Source organism: Burkholderia sp. AU45251 (assembly GCF_030482905.1).
GTDB classification, from domain to species: domain Bacteria; phylum Pseudomonadota; class Gammaproteobacteria; order Burkholderiales; family Burkholderiaceae; genus Burkholderia; species Burkholderia aenigmatica.
This window is the reverse complement of sequence record NZ_JAUJQH010000010.1, coordinates 1-19099: the sequence shown is the minus strand read 5'-3', so window position 1 is coordinate 19099 and position 19099 is coordinate 1. Positions and strand designations below refer to the sequence as shown.

The 19099-nt window shown below is 62.6% G+C and carries 20 protein-coding genes and 1 pseudogene; 11 read left to right on the top strand and 10 right to left on the bottom strand.

The annotated features are described in order from the left end of the window. Positions 1-185: 185 nt before the first annotated feature. Positions 186-614: a MarR family winged helix-turn-helix transcriptional regulator gene (locus tag QZM67_RS20305; protein WP_175024922.1), complete on the bottom strand. Its 429-nt coding sequence runs from the start codon at positions 612-614 to the stop codon at positions 186-188. A gap of 91 nt (positions 615-705) precedes the next feature. Between QZM67_RS20305 and QZM67_RS20300 the strand changes: the two genes are divergently transcribed. The 7 genes and pseudogenes from QZM67_RS20300 (at position 706) to QZM67_RS20270 (ending at position 7258) form a co-directional block, all read left to right on the top strand. After that, positions 706-1626, top strand: a complete 921-nt coding sequence (locus tag QZM67_RS20300; protein WP_301806131.1) for a LysR family transcriptional regulator — start codon at positions 706-708, stop codon at positions 1624-1626. A gap of 81 nt (positions 1627-1707) precedes the next feature. Continuing rightward, on the top strand, positions 1708-2139 hold the full coding sequence (locus QZM67_RS20295) for a MarR family winged helix-turn-helix transcriptional regulator (RefSeq protein WP_301806129.1): 432 nt from the start codon (positions 1708-1710) through the stop codon (positions 2137-2139). Between the two features lie 64 nt (positions 2140-2203). Beyond that, entirely contained in the window at positions 2204-3298 is a 1095-nt protein-coding gene (locus tag QZM67_RS20290; protein ID WP_301806127.1) for an HlyD family secretion protein, read from the top strand. Between the two features lie 13 nt (positions 3299-3311). Further along, positions 3312-4886: a DHA2 family efflux MFS transporter permease subunit gene (locus tag QZM67_RS20285; RefSeq protein WP_301806126.1), complete on the top strand. Its 1575-nt coding sequence runs from the start codon at positions 3312-3314 to the stop codon at positions 4884-4886. A 19-nt stretch (positions 4887-4905) separates the two neighbouring features. Further along, positions 4906-6342: an efflux transporter outer membrane subunit gene (locus tag QZM67_RS20280; protein WP_301806124.1), complete on the top strand. Its 1437-nt coding sequence runs from the start codon at positions 4906-4908 to the stop codon at positions 6340-6342. 115 nt (positions 6343-6457) lie between these two features. Beyond that, positions 6458-6889 (top strand): annotated as a pseudogene (locus QZM67_RS20275) (STM2901 family protein). Between the two features lie 3 nt (positions 6890-6892). Next, entirely contained in the window at positions 6893-7258 is a 366-nt protein-coding gene (locus QZM67_RS20270) for a DUF1493 family protein (protein ID WP_301806119.1), read from the top strand. 51 nt (positions 7259-7309) lie between these two features. On the opposite strand, the gene QZM67_RS20265 is transcribed toward QZM67_RS20270, so the two are convergent. From QZM67_RS20265 to QZM67_RS20235, 7 genes are all read right to left on the bottom strand, one after another. Beyond that, positions 7310-7492 carry a hypothetical protein gene (locus tag QZM67_RS20265; protein ID WP_175024929.1) on the bottom strand — a complete coding sequence of 61 codons (183 nt, stop codon included), beginning with the start codon at positions 7490-7492 and terminating at the stop codon, positions 7310-7312. A 7-nt stretch (positions 7493-7499) separates the two neighbouring features. Beyond that, the gene (locus QZM67_RS20260; protein ID WP_043177994.1) at positions 7500-8123 is read right to left on the bottom strand and encodes a LysE family transporter; all 624 of its coding nucleotides are present in this window, start codon (positions 8121-8123) and stop codon (positions 7500-7502) included. Positions 8124-8205: 82 nt separating this feature from the next. Beyond that, a complete protein-coding gene (locus QZM67_RS20255; RefSeq protein WP_301806118.1) occupies positions 8206-8865 on the bottom strand; it encodes a hypothetical protein in 660 nt (219 codons plus the stop codon). Between the two features lie 25 nt (positions 8866-8890). Continuing rightward, entirely contained in the window at positions 8891-9397 is a 507-nt protein-coding gene (locus tag QZM67_RS20250; protein ID WP_301806117.1) for a hypothetical protein, read from the bottom strand. A gap of 142 nt (positions 9398-9539) precedes the next feature. Then, positions 9540-10172: a glutathione transferase gene (gene yfcF, locus QZM67_RS20245; RefSeq protein WP_301806115.1), complete on the bottom strand. Its 633-nt coding sequence runs from the start codon at positions 10170-10172 to the stop codon at positions 9540-9542. 310 nt (positions 10173-10482) lie between these two features. After that, positions 10483-11583 carry a hypothetical protein gene (locus tag QZM67_RS20240; RefSeq protein ID WP_301806114.1) on the bottom strand — a complete coding sequence of 367 codons (1101 nt, stop codon included), beginning with the start codon at positions 11581-11583 and terminating at the stop codon, positions 10483-10485. Next, positions 11580-11990: a TIGR02594 family protein gene (locus QZM67_RS20235; RefSeq protein ID WP_301806436.1), complete on the bottom strand. Its 411-nt coding sequence runs from the start codon at positions 11988-11990 to the stop codon at positions 11580-11582. The genes QZM67_RS20240 and QZM67_RS20235 overlap by 4 nt, the downstream gene beginning before the upstream one ends. Before the next feature lie 260 nt (positions 11991-12250). On the opposite strand from QZM67_RS20235, the gene QZM67_RS20230 reads away from it, so the two are divergent. From QZM67_RS20230 to QZM67_RS20215, 4 genes are all read left to right on the top strand, one after another. Then, on the top strand, positions 12251-13225 hold the full coding sequence (locus QZM67_RS20230; RefSeq protein WP_301806113.1) for a hypothetical protein: 975 nt from the start codon (positions 12251-12253) through the stop codon (positions 13223-13225). A gap of 108 nt (positions 13226-13333) precedes the next feature. Beyond that, positions 13334-14245 carry a LysR substrate-binding domain-containing protein gene (locus tag QZM67_RS20225; RefSeq protein WP_301806110.1) on the top strand — a complete coding sequence of 304 codons (912 nt, stop codon included), beginning with the start codon at positions 13334-13336 and terminating at the stop codon, positions 14243-14245. Between the two features lie 133 nt (positions 14246-14378). Beyond that, complete coding sequence (locus QZM67_RS20220; RefSeq protein ID WP_301806109.1) at positions 14379-15695, top strand: MFS transporter; 1317 nt, start codon at positions 14379-14381, stop codon at positions 15693-15695. Between the two features lie 12 nt (positions 15696-15707). After that, positions 15708-16943, top strand: coding sequence for an amidohydrolase family protein (locus QZM67_RS20215; protein ID WP_301806108.1), 1236 nt, complete (start codon positions 15708-15710; stop codon positions 16941-16943). Positions 16944-17104: 161 nt separating this feature from the next. On the opposite strand, the gene QZM67_RS20210 is transcribed toward QZM67_RS20215, so the two are convergent. Further along, on the bottom strand, positions 17105-17392 hold the full coding sequence (locus tag QZM67_RS20210; protein ID WP_301806107.1) for a hypothetical protein: 288 nt from the start codon (positions 17390-17392) through the stop codon (positions 17105-17107). An 895-nt stretch (positions 17393-18287) separates the two neighbouring features. Then, positions 18288-18797, bottom strand: a complete 510-nt coding sequence (locus tag QZM67_RS20205; protein WP_301806106.1) for a hypothetical protein — start codon at positions 18795-18797, stop codon at positions 18288-18290. Positions 18798-19099 lie beyond the last annotated feature (302 nt).

Genomic DNA, 19099 nt, shown 5'->3' with positions numbered 1-19099 from the left:
CGGTGGCTCCTCTGACGCGTGCCGGCGGCGCCGGCCCGTGAAATCCGTCAGGGGACTCTACAACTGGAAATAAAAACTGTCCAGATCGCCATCGATCCGGACATTTTCAAAAACCAATTTCCGCTCTTGAGCGCCACCGAAGTGGGCAATGGCTCGAATTCCGCTCCAGTTTGCCGCCGCGCCGTCTAGCGTTCCGCGGTCACACTGAACAGTTCGTCGCGCAACGCCTTCGCGCGGTCGCGGCCGAACTGCGTCTCGAATTCGTCCTGCGCGGCCTGCCATGCGACCAACGCCTGCGCGAACGTGCGCTCGCCCAGCTTCGTGAGGCTCAGCGCATGCGCGCGCGCATCATGCTCGGACGCGGCCGTCGCGACGAAGCCGTCGCGCTGCAGCGGCTTCAGTGCGCGCAGCAGCGTCGTGCGATCCATCACGAGCGCATCGGCGAGTTCGCTCATCAGCAGGCCGGGCGTGCGCGTCAGGTTCGCCATGATCGAGAACTGGGCGGGCGTGACGCCAACCGGAGCCAGATGGCGTTCGTACAGTTGCGTGACGAAGCGCGCCGCCTGACGCAGCGCGAGGCAGTTGCACGCCTGGGCAATCGAAGTGTCGTTCATGCTTGGCAATTTATATGTGCATATGCATAAAGTCAATGTACACTCCGCCGTAACAAGGCCGGTGGCCGGCCCTCGCGTCAAGGAGACGGACATGGACTACATCGACAAGCTGCGGATTTTCCGGTCGGTGGTGGAGATGCGCAGCTTCACGCGCGCCGCCGACATGCACGGCCTCGCGCGGCCTGTCGTGTCGCGTGCGGTCGCGGATCTGGAAGCGCGTTTCGGCAGCCGGCTGCTGCACCGGACCACGCGCCAGGTGTCGTTGACCGAAACGGCCGAGCGCATCTACGAGCGCTGCGCGGCCGTGCTCGACGAACTCGACTCGCTCGAAGCGGAAGCGCAGGCGCCGACACGCGAGCCCGAAGGCCTGCTGCGGCTCGTCGCGCACACGACGGCCACGCTGAACCGGCTGGTGCCGCTGATCGCCGGCTTCAAGGCCGCGCACCCGAAGGTGCGCCTCGACGTGACGCTGACCGAGCGGCCCATCGATCTCGTCGGCGAAGGCTACGACATCGCCATCGTCGTGCCGTACATGCTGACGAACGAATCGACCGTCGTGCGGCTGGTCGAGCGGATCCCGCTCGTGATCGTCGCGACGCCCGCCTACCTGCGCACCCATCCGCACCCGGCCGCGCCAGCCGATCTCGCCGACCATCCGTTCGTGCCGATGTCGCCGTCGCTGCGCCGGCCCGCGCTGTCGTTCCGCGTCGATGGCGACCTGCTGACCGTGCCGTTTCGCTTCGACATCTCGTCGAACAGCCCCGTCTTCAATCGCGAGATGGTGATGCACGACTTCGGGATCGGCGTCGTGCCGAAAACGCTCGTTCAGGCCGAACTCGCATCGGGCGCGCTCGTGCAGTTGCTGCCGAACGCCGATCTCGTCGACGCGTTCGTCGAGATCAAGCTCGCCTACGCGAACCGCGTGCTGCTGCCCGCGAAGGTCAAGGCGTTCATCGACTACACGGCCGCCTACTGCGACCGCGAAGGCTGGATCGTGCCGGCGGCGGCCTGACGCCGATTGGTACAGCCATGACAACAATCTGATCCCGCCCCGCCGCTCGCTTCGCGCCGTATTGCCCCCTAACATGTGTACATGCACAAGACGACGCTCACCGATGACGATTGCTTCGCGGTCCGGCAAGCCGCCCGCCGGATCTCGCAGTTCTACGAGCGGTATCTGTCGCGGGCGGGCGTGACGCCGTCGCAATACAGCATTCTCGCGCTGCTGCGCGACCGGCCGGGCCTGACGATGGCGACGCTGTCGGCCGTGCTGGTGATCGAACGCACCGCGCTGCTGCGCGCGCTCAAGCCGCTCGTCGGCGCGGCGCTGGTGGCGGGCCGGATCGAGCCGCCGTGCCGCCGCCAGACGTTCGCGCTGACCGCGCACGGTGAAACGAAGGTCGCCGACGCGCAGGTGCACTGGCTCGCCGCGCAGGAAGCGTTCGAGCAGCGGTTCGGGCCGACGCAGGCGGCCCGCCTGAGAGACGAATTGTTTCGGATCACGCACAACCTGCCGGAACGCTAGCCCCTTCCCCGATCGACGACACTTCGTCGATCGACTTGATAAGTGCATATACATAGGTGAATCGATGGAAACGACCCAAGCCGCTGCCTCATCCCGTGAAGCAGCCACACTCGACCGGCCCGCGAAGCAACAGCGCCGCGTGCCGTGGATGCGCATCGCGGTGGGTGCCGTCGTCATCGTCGTTGCCGCCGCCGCGCTTGACTGGCTGTTCGTGCTGCGTTTCCAGGAGAGCACCGACGATGCGTATGTCGGCGGCGACGTGACGGTGCTCGCGCCGAAGGTCAACGGCTTCGTCGACAAGATCCTCGTGACCGACAACCAGCGCGTGAAGGCCGGCGACGTGCTCGTGCAGGTCGATGCGCGCGACTACGACGCGAAGCTCGCGCAGGCCAGCGCCGAAGTCGACAGCGCGCGCTCCGCCGTGACCGAACTCGCGGCGAAGCAGCAGTTGCAATACGCGGTGATCGGCCAGCAGGCAGCCGACAAGAACGCGTCGTCGGCCGAGCTCACGCGTGCCGCATCGGATCGCGTGCGCTACCGCGAGCTCGTGAAATCCGACGCCGTGTCGAACCAGATCGTCGAACGCGCGGACGCCGATTACTCGAAGGCCGGCGCCGCCGTCGAGCGCAGCGACGCCGCGCTGCTCGCGTCGAAGCGGCAGCTCGACGTGCTCGGCGCGCAGCTCGCCGATGCGCAAGCCCGCGTGAACACCGCACTTGCCGCGCAGCGCGTCGCCGCGCTCAACGTCGAATACACGACGATCCGCTCGCCGGTCGACGGCTACGTCGGCAACCGCACGGGCCGCGTCGGGATGCTCGCGAACGTCGGCGTGCCGCTGCTGACGGTCGTGCCGGCTTCCGGGCTATGGATCGACGCGAACTTCAAGGAAGACCAGTTGCGCAAGATGCACGCGGGCGATCGCGTCGACGTGTCGCTCGATGCGTCGAGCACGCGCCTGCACGGTCGCGTCGACAGCCTCGCGCCCGCCACGGGCGCGACCTTCAGCGTGCTGCCGCCCGAGAACGCGACCGGCAACTTCACGAAGATCGTCCAGCGCGTGCCCGTGCGTGTGCATCTCGATCCGCAGCCGGGCCTCGACCATGTGCTGCGCCCCGGCCTGTCCGCCGTCGTGACCGTGCATACCGGCCGCGCGAGCTGAACGGGAGACGACGATGACCACCGCGTTTTCCGGCGACCCGGCGTCGCAACCGACGAAGCAGCGCGTATTCGCGTTCGCGCTGATGTGCGTCGGCTTCTTCATGGCGACGCTCGACATCCAGATCGTCGCGTCGTCGCTGCGCGACATCGGCGGCGGCCTCTCTGCCAGCCAGGATGAATTGTCGTGGGTGCAGACCGCCTACCTGATCGCCGAGATCATCGTGATCCCGATGTCCGGCTGGCTGTCGAAGGTGATGTCGACGCGCTGGCTGTTCGTCGCGTCGGCCGTCGGCTTCACGATCACGAGCATGCTGTGCGGGCTCGCGTGGGACATCAACTCGATGATCCTGTTTCGCGGGCTGCAGGGCGCGCTCGGCGCCGCGATGATCCCGACCGTGTTCACCACCGCGTTCGTGCTGTTCCCCGGCAAGCAGCGGCTGATCGCGTCGACGACTATCGGCGCGCTCGCATCGCTCGCGCCGGCGATCGGCCCCGTGATCGGCGGCTGGATCACCGATCAATGGTCGTGGCACTGGCTGTTCTACCTGAACCTCGTGCCGGGCATCGCGGTGGCCGCACTCGTGCCGCGCTACGTGCACATCGACGAACCCGACCTCAGCCTCATCAAGCGCGGCGACTATCTCGGCATCGTGCTGATGTCGGGCTTCCTCGGCTGCCTCGAATACGTGCTGGAGGAAGGCCCGCGCAAGAACTGGTTCGGCGACGACGTGATCGTGATCTGCGCGTGGATATCCGGCATCTGCGGTTTCCTGTTCATCGTGCATGCGCTGACCGCGAAGGATCCGGTCGTCGACCTGCGCGCGCTCGCCGTGCGCAACTTCGGGATCGGCAGCCTGCTGTCGTTCGTGACCGGCATCGGGATCTTCGTGACCGTGTTCCTGACGCCGCTGTTTCTTGCGCAGGTGCGCGCGTTCAGCTCGCTGCAGATCGGCATGGCGCTGCTGTCGGTCGGCGCGTTCCAGCTGGTCGCGCTCGGTGCGTATGCGTTCGCCGCGCGCTATTTCAGCCTGCGCGCGCTGCTCGTGTTCGGGCTGATCTGCTTCGGCCTCGGCTGCTACCTGTACACGCCCATCACGCACGACTGGGGCTGGCGCGAACTGCTGCTGCCGCAGGCGCTGCGTGGCATCGGCCAGCAGTTCAGCGTGCCGCCGATCGTGACGATGGCGCTCGGCTCGCTGCCGCAGTCGCGCCTGAAATCGGCCAGCGGCCTGTTCAACCTGATGCGCAATCTCGGCGGGGCAATCGGCATCGCGGTGAGCGCGACGATGCTCAACGACCGGCTGAATTTTCATTACCTGCGTCTGAACGAGCACGTGAGCGCCGGCCAGCCGCAGATCGCATCGCTGCTCGATCGCCAGGCCGCGTACTGGTCGTCGGTGGCCGGCAATACGCTGGATACCGCGCAAGCCGGGCTCGCGAACCTGCACCACCTGATCTATCGCGAAGCGTTGACGCTTACCTATGCGGATGCGTACTACGCGTTGTCGCTGTGCTTCGTCGTCGCGCTGCTCGCTGTCGTCTTCTCCAAACCCATTTCCCTGAACGCGCCGCCGCCGGACGCGCACTGAGGTTGAGGTCATCGCCATCATGAAAAAATTTCTCGTCGCCCTCGCCGTCAGCGCACTCGCCGCAGGATGCGCGGTGCAGCCCGCGCAGCATCCGGCGCTTCAGGATTCGGTTCGCACGCTCGCGCCGGATGGTTGGGATACCGATGTGCCGCGCGCGGACATCGACGCCGCCGCGTGGTGGGCGCAATTCCACGATCCCGTGCTCGACCGGCTGATCGCCACCGTGCTCGACGGCAACCTCGATCTGCAGGCAGCCGCCGAACGCGTGAAGCAGGCGCAGGCGCTGACCGTGCAGAAGCGCGCGGTGCTGCTGCCCGAACTCGACGCGACCGCGCATGCGGCCGACGCGCGCCAGAACACGCCGCCACCGCTTGGCTATGTGCGACAGGCCGGTGCGGGACTCGCGCTGAGCTGGTCGCCCGACGTGTTCGGCGGCGAACGGCTCGATCTGCTCGCCGCGCAGGCCGAGCTCGTCGGGCAGAAGCATGCGGAAGATGCGATGCGTCTCGCGCTCGCGGCGGATGCGGCTTCCGCGTATGTCGATCTGCGCTGGGCGCAGCAGGAATTGAAGATCCTGCAGGACAACGCCAAGATCCGGCAGCATGCGCTCGAACTCACGCGCAAGCGGCAGGCGTTCGGGCTGTCGACTGAGCTTGACGTCACGCGTGCGCAGAACCAGCTCGACGCGCTCGAAGCGCGGATTCCGCCGACGCAGGCGCAGATTGCGCATCAGCTCAATCTGATCGCCGTGTATTCGGGGCGCACGCCGGAATCGGTCGATCGGCTCTTGCTGGCGCAGGCCGGGGAGATTCCGGCGCCGCCGGTTGGCGCGCCGGGAACACTGCCCTCGCAGGCGTTGTTACGGCGGCCCGATGTGCTGACGGCTTATGCGCAAGTCGAGCGGCGTGCGGCGCAAGTGGGCGTGGCGAAGGCCGAGCGGTATCCGAAGTTCTCGTTGAACCTGACGGACGGGATTCTGGCGGCTTCGTATCTTGGGTTGCCGACGTTGACCGATAACCTGTTCAGCGCGGCGTTGAGTGCGACGAGCCCGATCTTCAACGCGGGGCGAATTACCGCCGATATCTCGCAGAGCGAAAGCCGGATGCGGGAGTCGGAACTCGGGTTACGGCAGACGATGCTGCAAGCGCTGCGCGAAGTCGAGGACGCGCGCGCGAATCTCGTCAGTTCCGATGAGGCGACGCGGAAGCTGGGTAGCGCGCTTGCTGCGTCGGACAAGGCGCTCGGGTTGGCGAATCAGCTCTACAAGGGTGGCGCGACGGATTTTCTGGATGTGCTGTCCGCGCAGGAGGTGTATCTGCGGGATTCGGATTCGCTGAATCAGGTCAAGCGCGAGCATGCGCTGGCGGCGGTGGCGCTGTATCGGTCGCTTGGGGGTGGGTGGAGCAGGAATGAGGCGGCGGGTGGGCCGGAGGTGGAGGCTGTGGCGAAGAACTGAGCGGGATCACGATATGGCGCCGGCCGGGCTGTTGCAGGCGATGCGTTAAAGTATCGCCCTCGCAAGAGGCACACGCTGAGAGAGCAGCGCCCTTGCCGGATCAGGAGAACAATGAATGAGTGAAAACCGGTACACCTACGGCACTTAGCAGAATCTACGGCCCGTCGACGTCTTTGCCCTGGTGACGTTCGACGAGACGCGCAAGCAGCTGGGCCTGGACGATCTGGCAGCCGCGTCGGCAATGCTGCTCGGTCAGGCTGACGTCCCTGTCCCCGGCAAGTCCGCCGGGGCTACACCGGGCACCTCCGTCGCCTCGCTTGCGGCCCGCAAGCCGTTCCCGCAGACACGACCGTTTCGCCTGCCGATGATCATGGGCGTGGGGTTGTCCGGTATTCGGATCGCCTTCACCCACCGCCTCGGCGCATGGGTCGGCCGGACGATTCCCGTCGTAGGCGAGGTGTTTCTGGCTCGCGATGCCTTCCTGATCATGCGCAACACCGTGACGACCTGCAACCGGCTCGTGAAGCCCGAAGATCGAGTGCTCTGAGCCATGAAAGACGATACCTGGGAACGTTTCGAAGCCTTTACCCGTCAGGAGCTTGGCCGGCCGTTGTTCGGCGGCAAGCTGAACCTTCAGCCCGAATCACGGCTTGAGGAGGATCTCGGCGTCACTGGCCTCGACGGGGTCGAGTTCATCGACAAGTGGGCCGAGACATTCAACGTCGACGCCGAAGGGTTCCCGTACCGACGCTACTTTGGCCCGGAAGGTCAGGAACTGCTGTCGTCACTCATTGGGCTATTCGTGAAGCGGCTCCGACCGCCAAAGCGCTACCCGCTGACGCTGGGTATGCTGGCCGAGGCCACGCGACGCGGGAAGTGGGACACGGACGCGATCGAGGCAGCGGCTGGGGAGTGATCGTCATTGGCTGGGCCGGTCGGCTGTTCACACTTGCCGGCGCCCCGCTCTTCACCCACACGATCCCAGACATTGAACCGACGACAACGCGATCAGATAAACCGCCGCCCACGCAATGCCCAGCCCTGCGATAACGGTGGCGATACGCGTGATCGGCTTGTGCCAGAACCGGATCGAAACGAACACGCCGGCAGCCAGCAGGAGCCCGATGAGGATCGGGCCAAGCACATTCATTACAGCGTTATCGGTCGAGTGCCAGCTTTGCGCCGAGCCCCAGCAGGATCGTCCCCATCACCGCGTCGATCGGCTTGCGCAGTTTCGCGTAGCCCGTCTGCACACGGTTCGTCGAGAACAGCACGGCGATCGTGCAGAACCACGTCACCGATACGGCGACGACCACGGCCAGCGTCGCGCCATGCACCCATGCCGGCGCATGCGCGGGCAGCAGCGTGACGAACAGGCTGCCGAAGAACGCCGCGGCTTTCGGGTTGGTCAGGCCGACCAGCAGCCCTTTCCGGTAGGCGTGCACGCCGCCGCGAATGACCGGCTGGCTCGCGGCTTCAGCCTGCTGTGCCGACTGGCGCAGGCCCGACAGCGTCTTGATGCCCAGATAGATCAGGTACGCGGCACCGGCGATGCGAATCGCCTCGTACAGCCACGCAAGCTTCGCGACGATCAGCCCGAGCCCGAAAATCGCCATCGCTGCCCAGACCGCATGCGACGACGCGATGCCCAGCGCGGCCAGTAGGCCCGCTCGGCGATTGCCGAGTGCGTGGGACGAAACGGCGATCAGGTCGGGGCCGGGGCTGACGCACGCCAGCAACATCACGCCGCCGACTGCGGCGAGTTGGGGAAGATAGCTCATGGCGGTTCGAGAGGATTGGGGTAAAGGGGGAAAGCCGATCTACTCTAGCATGCCAATTATGGGTGCATGCGGAATGGCACGCTCATGGGCGATCGATCAACTGTGAACACGCTTCAATTGGAGCAATTTTTCCATTTCGCCCTTCATAAAGGACACATAACGGCCTATTTTCGCTGGCGTGCATCGTCTTCCCCTTACACTCCGCTCCATCCATTACGCCTCCTGCTTTGTCAACACACACCCCACCAGACTGCACAAGCCAGATTTCTTTCGACAAGCGGATTTTTCCGTCAGACACCTCATAAAAATCCCGCCACCGACCATCTGCCTGGTCAAAATCGTAGGAATACCGGCTCCCTCCCACATAATCTGCTCCCACCGGCAAATACCCTGAAAACTTCACGTCCCCGCCTCGAACCGCATAAACGTTCATTTTGGCGTTAACCCCCGACCTACCGAGATTTACCATGACCAACTTCGTATCAGTGCCGGTTAGCTCGTTCACAAGCCACAGACCGCCACTGCAACTATCCGAATCATCCAATTTTTGATTCGCTACCAAATCGCTCGCTTTTCCCGCTCCATCACCATCAAACACCATGACTTCCGATCGTGCACGATCACAAACAAAGACAAGCGTCTTTCCGCCCGACACAACCGATAGAGACTGGGAAGACGACTTATCCTCTGCAAAAACCTTTCCAATCCCGAAGAAAAGAATAAAAACAATCAAAAACCTCATCTCTCCTCCAAGGAAAATACAAAAATTACCCATCCACATTGCGAACAAAGAAATACAACACTCTACTCACCGAATCCAGGAGATATCCACCACGAACATTCTGGAATGACCCACTTCTCCCAAGCCCGTCAAAATTGAAGCTCACACATAGATAACGCTGACGGCCTTCTCTTGCGATGCTCCACTCTGCCAGCGCGGGATTGAATGCCGCTGGCTTGATTCCGCCATTATTTCCAATGGGCATGGCAGTGGGCAATCGGTAGAGTTTTCCAGAATAGATCAACGCCTGCGTCGACTTCCCTTCCGCGTAGCCGACGTCGACACGGTCATGTTTGACGAGATAGCTTGCGTTATAGCCGGCTGCGTAGGCGTCCTCTTGTGACACCTCGTGCGTGTTGATGCCCTCGATCGCGACGGACTGAGAAACGGACTGCGCCAGAAGGCAGCTTTTAACCAAGCTCTCACCCGGAGATGCCGCCCATCCGATGCTGTAAGCGGCCATGACCACGACAGCCAAACATATTTTCTTCATCGGGAATCACTCCCACTCAGAGTCGGTGGGCGGAATGACATCACGCGGGTATGCTGCCTCCCGACGTGGGCTGGGCGGACCGCGATACGACGCATCGGCGTGCGGCGCAAACGACCGCGCCGCCGCCCCCTGCCCCCGCGATTTACAGCGGCGGCCGCTTCAGCTTCACCCAGCGCTGCACCGACGCCCGCTCCCACTGCGCACGCGCATAGTCGGCGAGGCGCTGCGGCACCGGATCGTCATTCAGCACCAGACGGTTCAGCATCACCGCCAGATCGACATCGGCAATGCTCCACTCGCCGAACAGGTTGGCCGCGCCCGGCGCGAGCAGCTTGTCGGCAGCCGCGAACAGCTTCTGTGCGGCGGCCTGCGCCAAGCTCGACAGCGGCTCGCTCGACGGCCCGTAGAACAGCACTTCGGTCGACCGCTCCGTCCGAACCGGCATCAGGTCGCTGCGCAGCCACGCCTGCACCTGTCGTGCGCGTGCGCGCTGGCGCGGCTCGACCGGATAGAGCCGCGTGCCCGGGAAGGTCTCGTCGAGATACTCGGTAATCGCCGACGATTCCGACAGCGCGAAATCGTCGTGCACGAGCGTCGGCACGCGTTGCGTCAGCGACGTCGCCGCGTAGTCGGGCGCGAAATGCGCGCGGTTGCCGAGATCGACGGTCACCAGTTCGTAAGGCAGCGCTTTTTCCTCGAGCGCGACGAAGACCGACATTGCGTAAGGGCTCGCGTATTGCGTATCGGCGTAGAGGCGGAGATGACCGGTTTGCACTGCAGGCTCCTTGTGGGTGCGGATGCTCGCGGCTGCTGGTTGATGCGGTTGTGTGACAGGTTAGCAGCGGCTGGTTTCGTCATGTTTGTGGTATTGCGTGTGCTGTTGCTATGTGGTCATGCGGCGTCGGGCCAACGATAGCCGATCACTTCGTTCAACGGGTAGCCGAGTTCGCGTATTTCTTCCCGTTGATTGCCACTGAGGCGATACACCTGCTCCCGAAACTGCTCAATGCTCCAACCCGTTCGAAATTTCACTTCGACAGTCTTGAATGAAGCTCATATTCTCGAGCGGGGCGTGGCAACTTGCATCATTGCTTGATCGAGATCTGATCGGCTTTGATCCAACGAAGCACATGCTTACCGGATGCGCTAACGTAGTCCACATAGGCACACCCAGCCGGAGATTGCTTCAGTACGGTTACGACATCATTCTGGACGAGATAGGCTCGACTGGCGGTCGCGTCGTCGGGGGCTGTGAACAGAGTCGCTTTTGCGACCGATACGATAGCGGTCCGGCGTTCGGCATCCGCGTCTTTCGACTCTCGCGTATCAAGAGAGCCGCCGAGGCCTTTCGAAAGCGCCGCTTCGATCAAACGTGCATCACTCGTTGCACTTTTCGTGCGCAAAGCTGCTGCTATCTTTCGATAGGATGCACGGTTACTCGACGATAACGGGTCACAACGAAGCACATTGTCGGCCCCAGAATCGTCGCGAAGAACCCAATCCGCCGGATGCCCTGCTTCGATGTAGCGGAGGACGTTACTTGCCGATGGACGATCGCTCTTCAGCATCGTGGAAGTTTGCTCGTCCGTTCCCCATTGGGCAGGCTGACCAGCAGTCCAACCTTGCCCGCAAATTTCACCCGTTTGATCTGAGGTAATGCACCCTGTGCGTACCTCGACGACTGGGCAATATTCCCGGCTCAGGACAGATTCGGGTTTCCCTTGCCCTTGCCATACTGTTCCAGTCTCCACTCGCCCGATGACAACATATTGCCCGGACGGCGAAATGTCAGCGGTCTTCGGCGGCTCAATCTCGGTACCTTCCGTATTCGTTTGGCCGGTACGCGGCAACAGACCGAACGTCGTTCCATCCGGGAACACAAATACCGCGCGCTTCCAAGATCGGTTGGACAAAGGTGCCTGAGGGTTCGCAGCATTGCTATAGATCACTGCTGCTCCCCCAGGCAATGCAAGGCGTAGAGTGGACTGCGGTGCTGCGCTTGCAAGACCTGACCAAAACATGGTCATCGCGAGCATCGTTCCGACATGCGTGACAAGCGAGCACGGGGTAACCTCCCGAAACGACGGAACACGTGGCTTCGTGAGTTTTAGCGCCGAGTCTTTCAAGATGGCGTTGCCAAATGCTTGGACCCAATGTTGTTGGGTGTGCTGCAGCGATGTGATCATCCGGCGTCGGGCCAGCGGTAGCCGATCACTTCGTTCAACGGGTACGCGAGTTCACGGACTTCTTCCAGCTGGTTGCCGCCGAAGAGATACACCTGTTCATCGTCGTGACGCAGGTAGAAACCGACATGCCCTTTCCAGCTCGTGGGGTCGTCGCGGGTCAGGATCGCGATGCAGCCGTAGACGGGGCGTTCCAACGGGCGGCCCCATTCGAGCCACGAACGCGCGAGCGCGGAGCCCGTGCCGCGAATGCCGGCGTGCTTCATGCACCAGTTGACGAACGACGAACACCAGGAAATCTTGTCGTCGTAGCCGACCAGGTTCGTCTGGTTGTTGTATTCGACGATGCGCGGGTTGATGCTGCCGGGTGGGTGGCGGCGGATGCCGAGTTCGGCCATCGCGACGGGCATCCACGGCGGATGGGCGGCGTCCGGTTTGCTCTCAGGATTGAATAGGGTCACGTCGTTCTCGGGCGAGTGTGTTGTGCGGTCAATCTTCGCATGAATACGGCAGCGCGACAGTGCCCTTTCGGCTTGTGATCGCCTTTCAGTCCGCGCCGGCCGTATCGCTTTTTACCGTCTACCGGCCTCCGGGTAGTGGGCAGACACGCCCGCCAGATCGACTACCATATGACCAATCCAACCGGTCTCGACCGCCTCATCCGCGCACCATGACGACACCTTCCGACGACTCCGCCTCGCCCGAACTCGACAGCGCATCGGCTCGACCGGATGGGGACGCGGAATCGCAGCCGCGCGTCATCTCGCTGCCGGCGCACCTGCGCAGCATCCCTGCCTGCGAAGGCGTTCCCGACCTGTTCACCACCTACCTGATCAATATCGGCCTGACGCTGATGTTCGGCACGATGTTCACGGGGTTGCTCGTCAGTCCGTTTTACGACGGCTCCTTTTTCAACAAAGGCTTCATCGTGTTCGTCCTGTGGCTCGTGCTGCTGGGCGTGCTCGCGTGGGCCTTGAAGATTTTCATTCGTGGCGCGAGACATGCCGGCGCCTGGTTCGAGGTCGACTCGACCGGCTTTCGCTATGGCCTCGGCACGCGCCCGGAACCGGCTGCCATCCCGAAAGAACGGTGCGTCGAATGGCGCGAAGCCGTTGCCAACCCCGACCGACCCTATGACGTCGAATACAACACGGCGTCCGGCGTCACCAGGAGCCCCGCGAACTTCCAGTTCTGGCGACGCGCCACGCGCGAACCCGTCGCGGCCTATACGCTGCGCATGAACCTCATCCCGACCGACGCCGACGATGCCATTCGCTGCGCGGGCTTCAAGAATCGTCACGACCTGCTCGTCGCCATTCTGTGCGGCCTCGCGCATCAGGGGCTGCGCTTCAATCGCAATACCTTCATTGCCGCCGGCATTCACCCGGAGACCTGGCAGAAACTCAGAACGCCGTGGCGCAAGGCCGTCGTCTTTTTCGCCATTCTTACCGCGCTCGGCCTGCTGGCCTTCTTCATCTGGGGGCGCCTCTCCCTGATCTTCTCCTTCGCGATCTGGATCGTTTCGTTTTTATATTATTGCGGCGAGGGGAAGTACGACTTCTCTCCGGATATCAAGAACTATCCGCGAGGGCCGATCGTTTTTCGCATCGACGATAGCGAGACGCTCGACGAAAGCCCGCGTTGAAGCGGCAGGCGACAACCCGAGGGTCGGGCTTTCACCCATGCGCGAGTTTGCGATTCGCTCGCGATCCCCGCTTATGATGTCGCGAGCCACACGACCCCCACGCCCGCCATGCGCATCACGCCCCTGCCGCCCCTCCAGTGCCTCGTCGCGTTCGAAGCCGCGGTGCGGCACGCGAGCTTCACGCGCGCGGCCGCCGAGTTGCACCTGACCCAAAGCGCGATCAGCCGGCAGATCCAGCAGCTCGAGGAATTCCTCGGCCGCTCGCTGTTCGTGCGCGAACATCGTTCGCTGCGGCTGACGATCGCCGGCGAGCAATACGCGGCGCAGGTGCACCATCTCCTCACGCAATGCGCGGAAGCCACCCACGACGTGATGAAGCCCTACGGCGATCTCGAACTGACGATCGCGTGCTCGTCCGGCGTGGCGCTGCTGTGGCTCACGCCGCGCCTGCCCGCGTTTCGCGCCGCGTATCCGAACATCAAGCTGCGGCTGATCGTGCGCGACGGGCTCGCGTCGATGTCGCCGGCGGAGTTCGACGTGGGCGTCTACTACGTGCGCCAGCAGGCGCCCGCCGAATACACCGCGCGCCGTCTGTTCGACGAGGAGGTGTTTCCCGTCTGCGCACCGGGGTACCTGGCCGGCCGCACGCTCGACGCGGCCGATCTCGCGAACGAGACGCTGCTGCGCCTCGAGGATGGGCAGCGTCAGTGGATGTCGTGGTCCGAATGGTTCGACCAGAACGACGTCGACCGGCAAAAGGCGCAGCCGCAGGACATCATGATCAACTCGTATCCGCAGATCGTGCAGATGACGATTCTCGGCCAGGGCGTGTCGCTCGGCTGGCGCTACATGATCGACGCATGCATCGAGGCCGGGCTGCTCGTGCGCGTGACCGACGCATCCGCGAGCCACGGCGGCGGCTACTACGTGATCTCGCCCAACGACCGCGCGCAGAACCAGGCCGCACGCCTGTTCACACGCTGGTTGTTCGAACAGGCGGAGCGGCAGACGGCGCCCTGACCTACCCTGAACGCGACGCATGCGTCCAGCGCATGCGTGCATGCAAATCTTTCGTTTCAGAAAAAAATCGCGCTGTCCTTAGCATGGGGTTCACGCGGGGCACCCGTCCCGTCTTCTGGCAAAGGAAGAGACCATGCAAGGAACGCTTTCCCCGCGCGCCGCGCCTGCCGTCGATGCGGCCGTGCAGCAGCGTCGCCGCGCCATCGTCGCGACCGTGATCGGCAACGGTCTCGAGTGGTTCGATTTCACCGTCTACAGCTTCTTCGCGGTCATCATCGCGAAACTGTTCTTTCCGACCGGCAACGAACTGACGTCCGTGCTGCTGACCGTCGCGACGTTCGGCGTCGGCTTCTTCATGCGGCCCGTCGGCGGCATCGTGCTCGGCATCTACGCCGACAAGGTCGGGCGCAAGGCCGCGCTGTCGCTCACCATCCTCATGATGGCAGCCGGCACCGCGCTCATCGGGCTCGCGCCGACCTACGAACAGGCCGGTATCGCCGCGCCGCTGCTGATCGTCGTCGCGCGGCTGCTGCAAGGTTTCTCGGCCGGCGGCGAGATGGGCGGCGCCACCGCGTTCCTCACCGAATACGCGCCGCCGGAGAAGCGCGCGTACTACTCGAGCTGGATCCAGTCGAGCATCGGCTTCGCCGTGCTGCTCGGCGCCGCGACCGGCACCTTCGTCACGACGTCGCTCGACGCGCAGGCGCTGCATAGCTGGGGCTGGCGACTGCCGTTCCTGCTCGGGATCATCGTCGGGCCCGTCGGCTACTTCATCCGCAGCCATATCGACGAGACGCCCGCATTCAGTGCCGTCGAAGCGCAGGCGAAAGAGAGCTCGCCGCTGAAGGAAGTGCTGTCCACCTACCCGCGTGAGACGTTCGCGAGCTTTTCGATGGTCATTCTGTGGACCGTCTGCACCTACGTGCTGCTCTTCTACATGCCGACTTATTCCGTGCGCACGCTGCATCTGCCGCAATCGACCGGTTTCGCGGCCGGCATGGTCGGCGGGCTGATGATCATGTGCTGCTCGCCGATCGTCGGCCGGCTTGCCGACGTGTGGGGACGGCGCGTGTTCCTGTCCGGATCGGCGCTTGCCATCCTCGTGCTCGCGTGGCCGATGTTCGCGTGGATCAACCATGCGCCCGGGTTCACGTCGCTGATCGTGTTCCAGGCCGTGTTCGGCGTGCTGATCGCGACCTACACGGGGCCGATCCTCGCGGCGTTCGCCGAACTGTTCCCGACCAAGGTGCTGTCGACCGGGCTGTCCGTCGCCTACAACTTCGCGGTCACGATCTTCGGCGGCTTCGCGCCGTTCCTGATCACGTGGCTCATCGCCCGCACCGGCAGCAACATGGCCCCTGCCTTCTACGTGACCCTCGCGGCGGCCGTCAGCTTCATCGGAACGCGCTTCGTGAAGGACGCAAAGCGGGCCGCTTCCGTCAATCGCTAAGGACCTCTCTCCATGACCATTACCGTGCTTCAAGGCGGCAACGTACTCGATCTCGAACGGGGCGTGCTGCTCGACCATCATCATGTCGTGATCGACGGCGACAGGATTGTCGAAGTCACCGATCGGCCGGTGGATTTTCCGAATGCGCATGTGATCGACGTGCGCGGCAAGACCGTGATGCCGGGGTTCATCGATTGCCATGTGCATGTGCTGGCTTCGAATGCGAATCTCGGCGCGAATGCGACGCAGCCGAATATTCTTGCCGCGATTCGGTCGTTGCCGATTCTCGATGCGATGTTGTCGCGCGGGTTCACCAGCGTGCGCGATGCAGGCGGCGCGGACTGGAGTTTGATGCAGGCGGTCGAAACCGGGCTGGTGTCGGGGCCGCGGATTTTTCCGTCGGGAAAGGCGTTGTCGCAGACCGGCGGGCATGGGGACTTTCGGCCTCGCGGGGACTTGCTGGAGCCTTGTTCGTGCTGTTTCAGGACAGGGGCGATTGCTCGGGTGGTGGACGGGGTCGAAGGTGTGCGGCTTGCCGTGCGAGAAGAAATTCAGAAAGGCGCGACGCAGATCAAGATCATGGCGTCAGGTGGTGTGGCTTCGCCGACCGATCCGATTGCAAACACGCAGTATTCGGAGGATGAGATCCGGGCGATCGTCGATGAAGCCGAGGCCGCGAATACTTATGTGATGGCGCATGCGTATACGGGGCGGGCGATTGCGCGGGCGGTGCGCTGTGGGGTGAGGACGATCGAGCATGGGAATCTCGTGGATGAGGCGGCGGCGAGACTGATGCACGAGCATGGCGCGTTTGTAGTGCCCACGCTTGTCACTTATGACGCGCTTGCCAAACACGGCGCGGAGTTCGGGATGCCGCCCGAATCGGTGGCAAAGGTGGCTTCTGTTCAACAGAAGGGACGTGAGTCGCTGGAAATCTATGCGAACGCCGGCGTGAAGATGGGGTTCGGGTCGGATCTGCTCGGGGAAATGCACGCGTTTCAGTGTGGGGAGTTCAGGATCCGGGCGGAGGTGCTCGGGAATCTGGAAGCGCTCAGGTCGGCGACGACCGTAGCGGCGGAGATCGTCAACATGCAGGGGCAGCTCGGGATGGTTGCGGCGGGAGCGATCGCGGATCTGGTCGTGCTGGATGGGAATCCGCTTGAGGATATTGAGGTGGTTGCCGGTCAGGGGGAGCGCGTTGAATTTGTGTTGCAGCGGGGGAAGATCGTGAAGGTGCGGGCGGGTTAGGGTTTGCGGTTGTGCGGATTCCTCTGCGTACAGCGGTCGTGACAATCGTTAAAGGTGAGCATCTACACGGACGCTGTGCTCGCATTAGCCCCTGCTCTCGGTTGTGTTCGCGCGGAAACAGTAATCCAGCAGCAAGGGCCGCGCGAAGCGGCCCTTGCTGCTTATGCCTGTTCCTTTTTTTGGGCGGCCGCGCCGTAGGGCTGCTCTCGCCAGTCCAGCGCGCCACGATCAGGTTTGATGGTGACGATCCGAAGATCGAAATTGAACACGAGATATACGCGATCGCCCGGTTGGAATCCGAACATCTCGAAATGCGCGTCGATCGCGCGCATCCATGGCATGTACGGCTGGCCCTGCTGCGGAAGGTCAGGCTTGTTGTCGAGGATCAGTTCAACCTCGGGATACTGTTTGAGCTTCTTGGGACGTGACTTACTATTGGCGTTAGCCATTGCCGACTCCTGTGTTGAGTTGGTGGTGGTCAGCGGGTCGTATGGGTTGCCGCCCATGCGGCCCGCGCTTCTTTGATGCCTTGGGTTTCTCGTCTTTCTCCCCTTCGCTGTGTCTTGTTGGGCAAGACGACTCACGTTCGACCACCGGTACGAAGGGGACTGTGCTCTACTCCCGATGACGAGAAGCAAGGCTTCAAGACCAGTGTAGTCGGGCTGGCATCTCAGAAATGGGGATTGTCGGGGATTGGCCGTTAGGTATAGGGACGTGCGTGCCCTTGCCTGATGCTCCAGGTCGGTAATTTGGACGATTTGTACCCTACGAATCGCTAAGGCCGGTCGATCCCGAACTATTTCAATTGTGGGAAATACCCCGACCGCAACTTTTCTTAAGCTGTATGGCACACGGTCGTTAGCGCTCTACGCGCGGACGACGAACGGCCACTTGTGGCCGCATCCTTAAGGGCTCAGTTTGAATGCCAATCGTGTGCGGTTATCGCCAATGCGAATGTGGGCAATCGACCCATTGCCGTCCTTGACCACGTCGCCAGATGAACGACCGCTTTGGGTCCGCAAGCGAGCGCACGGATAGCATCCAGGGTTGTCGCCGTGGTGGTAGCAACCGCACTTAGAAGCCCGCGAATGCCGAGCTCATCGCGCCGCCAAACGAACGCTCCAGGATCGCGGGCGTTACTCTCCGTGTTCATCGCGCGATTGGTGTCCGCCTGGTGCCAAGGAAGGCCATTTCATTGGGTAGGCGTCGTTGCTTGATCAGCGGATTATCGCAGGAGGCAAAACGTCTTGTGGGAACGAGCCAAACTTCTTCGTGCACTCATTCAGGCAGGTGTTGGCGACCAGTCAGGTACATCGCGATTCGTCAAGGGCTGGAGGCGCGAGTCTATCGCGCTGCGTCCGGGGGCACAATGCTGCCAATATGACGGACGACCTCAGGCAGGCTCAAGCGCATGGCGATCGTTAATGCCGCATCGGCGCTTGCCTGGGTGACAGTGTGCCGCAGGAGGCGGGACTTATCAGAGAGGTTGGCGCGAGAGTAGTAGATTGCCCACAAAACGGTCTCCGCTGATAAGTGTCCGGCGGACTCTGGTAGATCATTGTTAATCAGCAGACTGAGCAACTCTGCCGCTCTTTCGGGGAATAATTCTAGTTCCAACGCACGTTGTGCCCAGTCGACAATCGCAGAATTCGGTTTGGGGTATCGAAGCAACCGGTTAACTAGGTGTGTTGAGCTGGACGCATTTGAAATCAGCCATGCAACTTGGTCTGGCTCAAGCATTCGATCTTTCAGATACGTACTCACACACCACTGAATTTCTTCCCTGTCCGAGAAGATATAGTACTTGTAGAGCCGAAACAGCAACTCCATGGTGCTTGGCGATAGTTCGGTCATCTCTCGAGCGTTGCGAACTATCTGCCGAATGTTGCGGAGGCATTCGTACTTTCTGAACCGACGGCCCTCTTCTGTGGCCTCAACAATCAGCTGCGCAAGGTAGCCGACAACAAAGTCGGTGCATGGGGCAAGGCGAACGAACGCCCGGTTCTCGTATAGTGACCTTGTGTCATGAGCTAGTATCCCGTTCCGTTGTTAACTGATCTATGTTCACGTAGCATGTTGACGTCAACGGAACGGGAGACATCAGCATGGCGATGGGACGACCGAAGGTGGAACTGGTGCTGAGCGAAGACGAACGC

What these genes read in the sequence shown, in the direction of transcription:
- QZM67_RS20215 (WP_301806108.1), top strand. Translation starts at nt 15,708, where the DNA reads ATGACCATTACCGTGCTTCAAGGCGGCAACGTACTCGATCTCGAACGG.
- QZM67_RS20240 (WP_301806114.1), bottom strand. Translation starts at nt 11,583, where the DNA reads ATGATCACATCGCTGCAGCACACCCAACAACATTGGGTCCAAGCATTT.
- QZM67_RS20265 (WP_175024929.1), bottom strand. Translation starts at nt 7,492, where the DNA reads ATGAATGTGCTTGGCCCGATCCTCATCGGGCTCCTGCTGGCTGCCGGC.
- QZM67_RS20255 (WP_301806118.1), bottom strand. Translation starts at nt 8,865, where the DNA reads ATGAGGTTTTTGATTGTTTTTATTCTTTTCTTCGGGATTGGAAAGGTT.
- QZM67_RS20225 (WP_301806110.1), top strand. Translation starts at nt 13,334, where the DNA reads ATGCGCATCACGCCCCTGCCGCCCCTCCAGTGCCTCGTCGCGTTCGAA.
- QZM67_RS20260 (WP_043177994.1), bottom strand. Translation starts at nt 8,123, where the DNA reads ATGAGCTATCTTCCCCAACTCGCCGCAGTCGGCGGCGTGATGTTGCTG.
- QZM67_RS20270 (WP_301806119.1), top strand. Translation starts at nt 6,893, where the DNA reads ATGAAAGACGATACCTGGGAACGTTTCGAAGCCTTTACCCGTCAGGAG.
- QZM67_RS20285 (WP_301806126.1), top strand. Translation starts at nt 3,312, where the DNA reads ATGACCACCGCGTTTTCCGGCGACCCGGCGTCGCAACCGACGAAGCAG.
- QZM67_RS20295 (WP_301806129.1), top strand. Translation starts at nt 1,708, where the DNA reads ATGCACAAGACGACGCTCACCGATGACGATTGCTTCGCGGTCCGGCAA.
- QZM67_RS20305 (WP_175024922.1), bottom strand. Translation starts at nt 614, where the DNA reads ATGAACGACACTTCGATTGCCCAGGCGTGCAACTGCCTCGCGCTGCGT.
- QZM67_RS20280 (WP_301806124.1), top strand. Translation starts at nt 4,906, where the DNA reads ATGAAAAAATTTCTCGTCGCCCTCGCCGTCAGCGCACTCGCCGCAGGA.
- QZM67_RS20250 (WP_301806117.1), bottom strand. Translation starts at nt 9,397, where the DNA reads ATGAAGAAAATATGTTTGGCTGTCGTGGTCATGGCCGCTTACAGCATC.
- QZM67_RS20290 (WP_301806127.1), top strand. Translation starts at nt 2,204, where the DNA reads ATGGAAACGACCCAAGCCGCTGCCTCATCCCGTGAAGCAGCCACACTC.
- QZM67_RS20235 (WP_301806436.1), bottom strand. Translation starts at nt 11,990, where the DNA reads ATGCCCGTCGCGATGGCCGAACTCGGCATCCGCCGCCACCCACCCGGC.
- QZM67_RS20210 (WP_301806107.1), bottom strand. Translation starts at nt 17,392, where the DNA reads ATGGCTAACGCCAATAGTAAGTCACGTCCCAAGAAGCTCAAACAGTAT.
- QZM67_RS20220 (WP_301806109.1), top strand. Translation starts at nt 14,379, where the DNA reads ATGCAAGGAACGCTTTCCCCGCGCGCCGCGCCTGCCGTCGATGCGGCC.
- QZM67_RS20230 (WP_301806113.1), top strand. Translation starts at nt 12,251, where the DNA reads ATGACGACACCTTCCGACGACTCCGCCTCGCCCGAACTCGACAGCGCA.
- QZM67_RS20205 (WP_301806106.1), bottom strand. Translation starts at nt 18,797, where the DNA reads ATGACCGAACTATCGCCAAGCACCATGGAGTTGCTGTTTCGGCTCTAC.
- QZM67_RS20300 (WP_301806131.1), top strand. Translation starts at nt 706, where the DNA reads ATGGACTACATCGACAAGCTGCGGATTTTCCGGTCGGTGGTGGAGATG.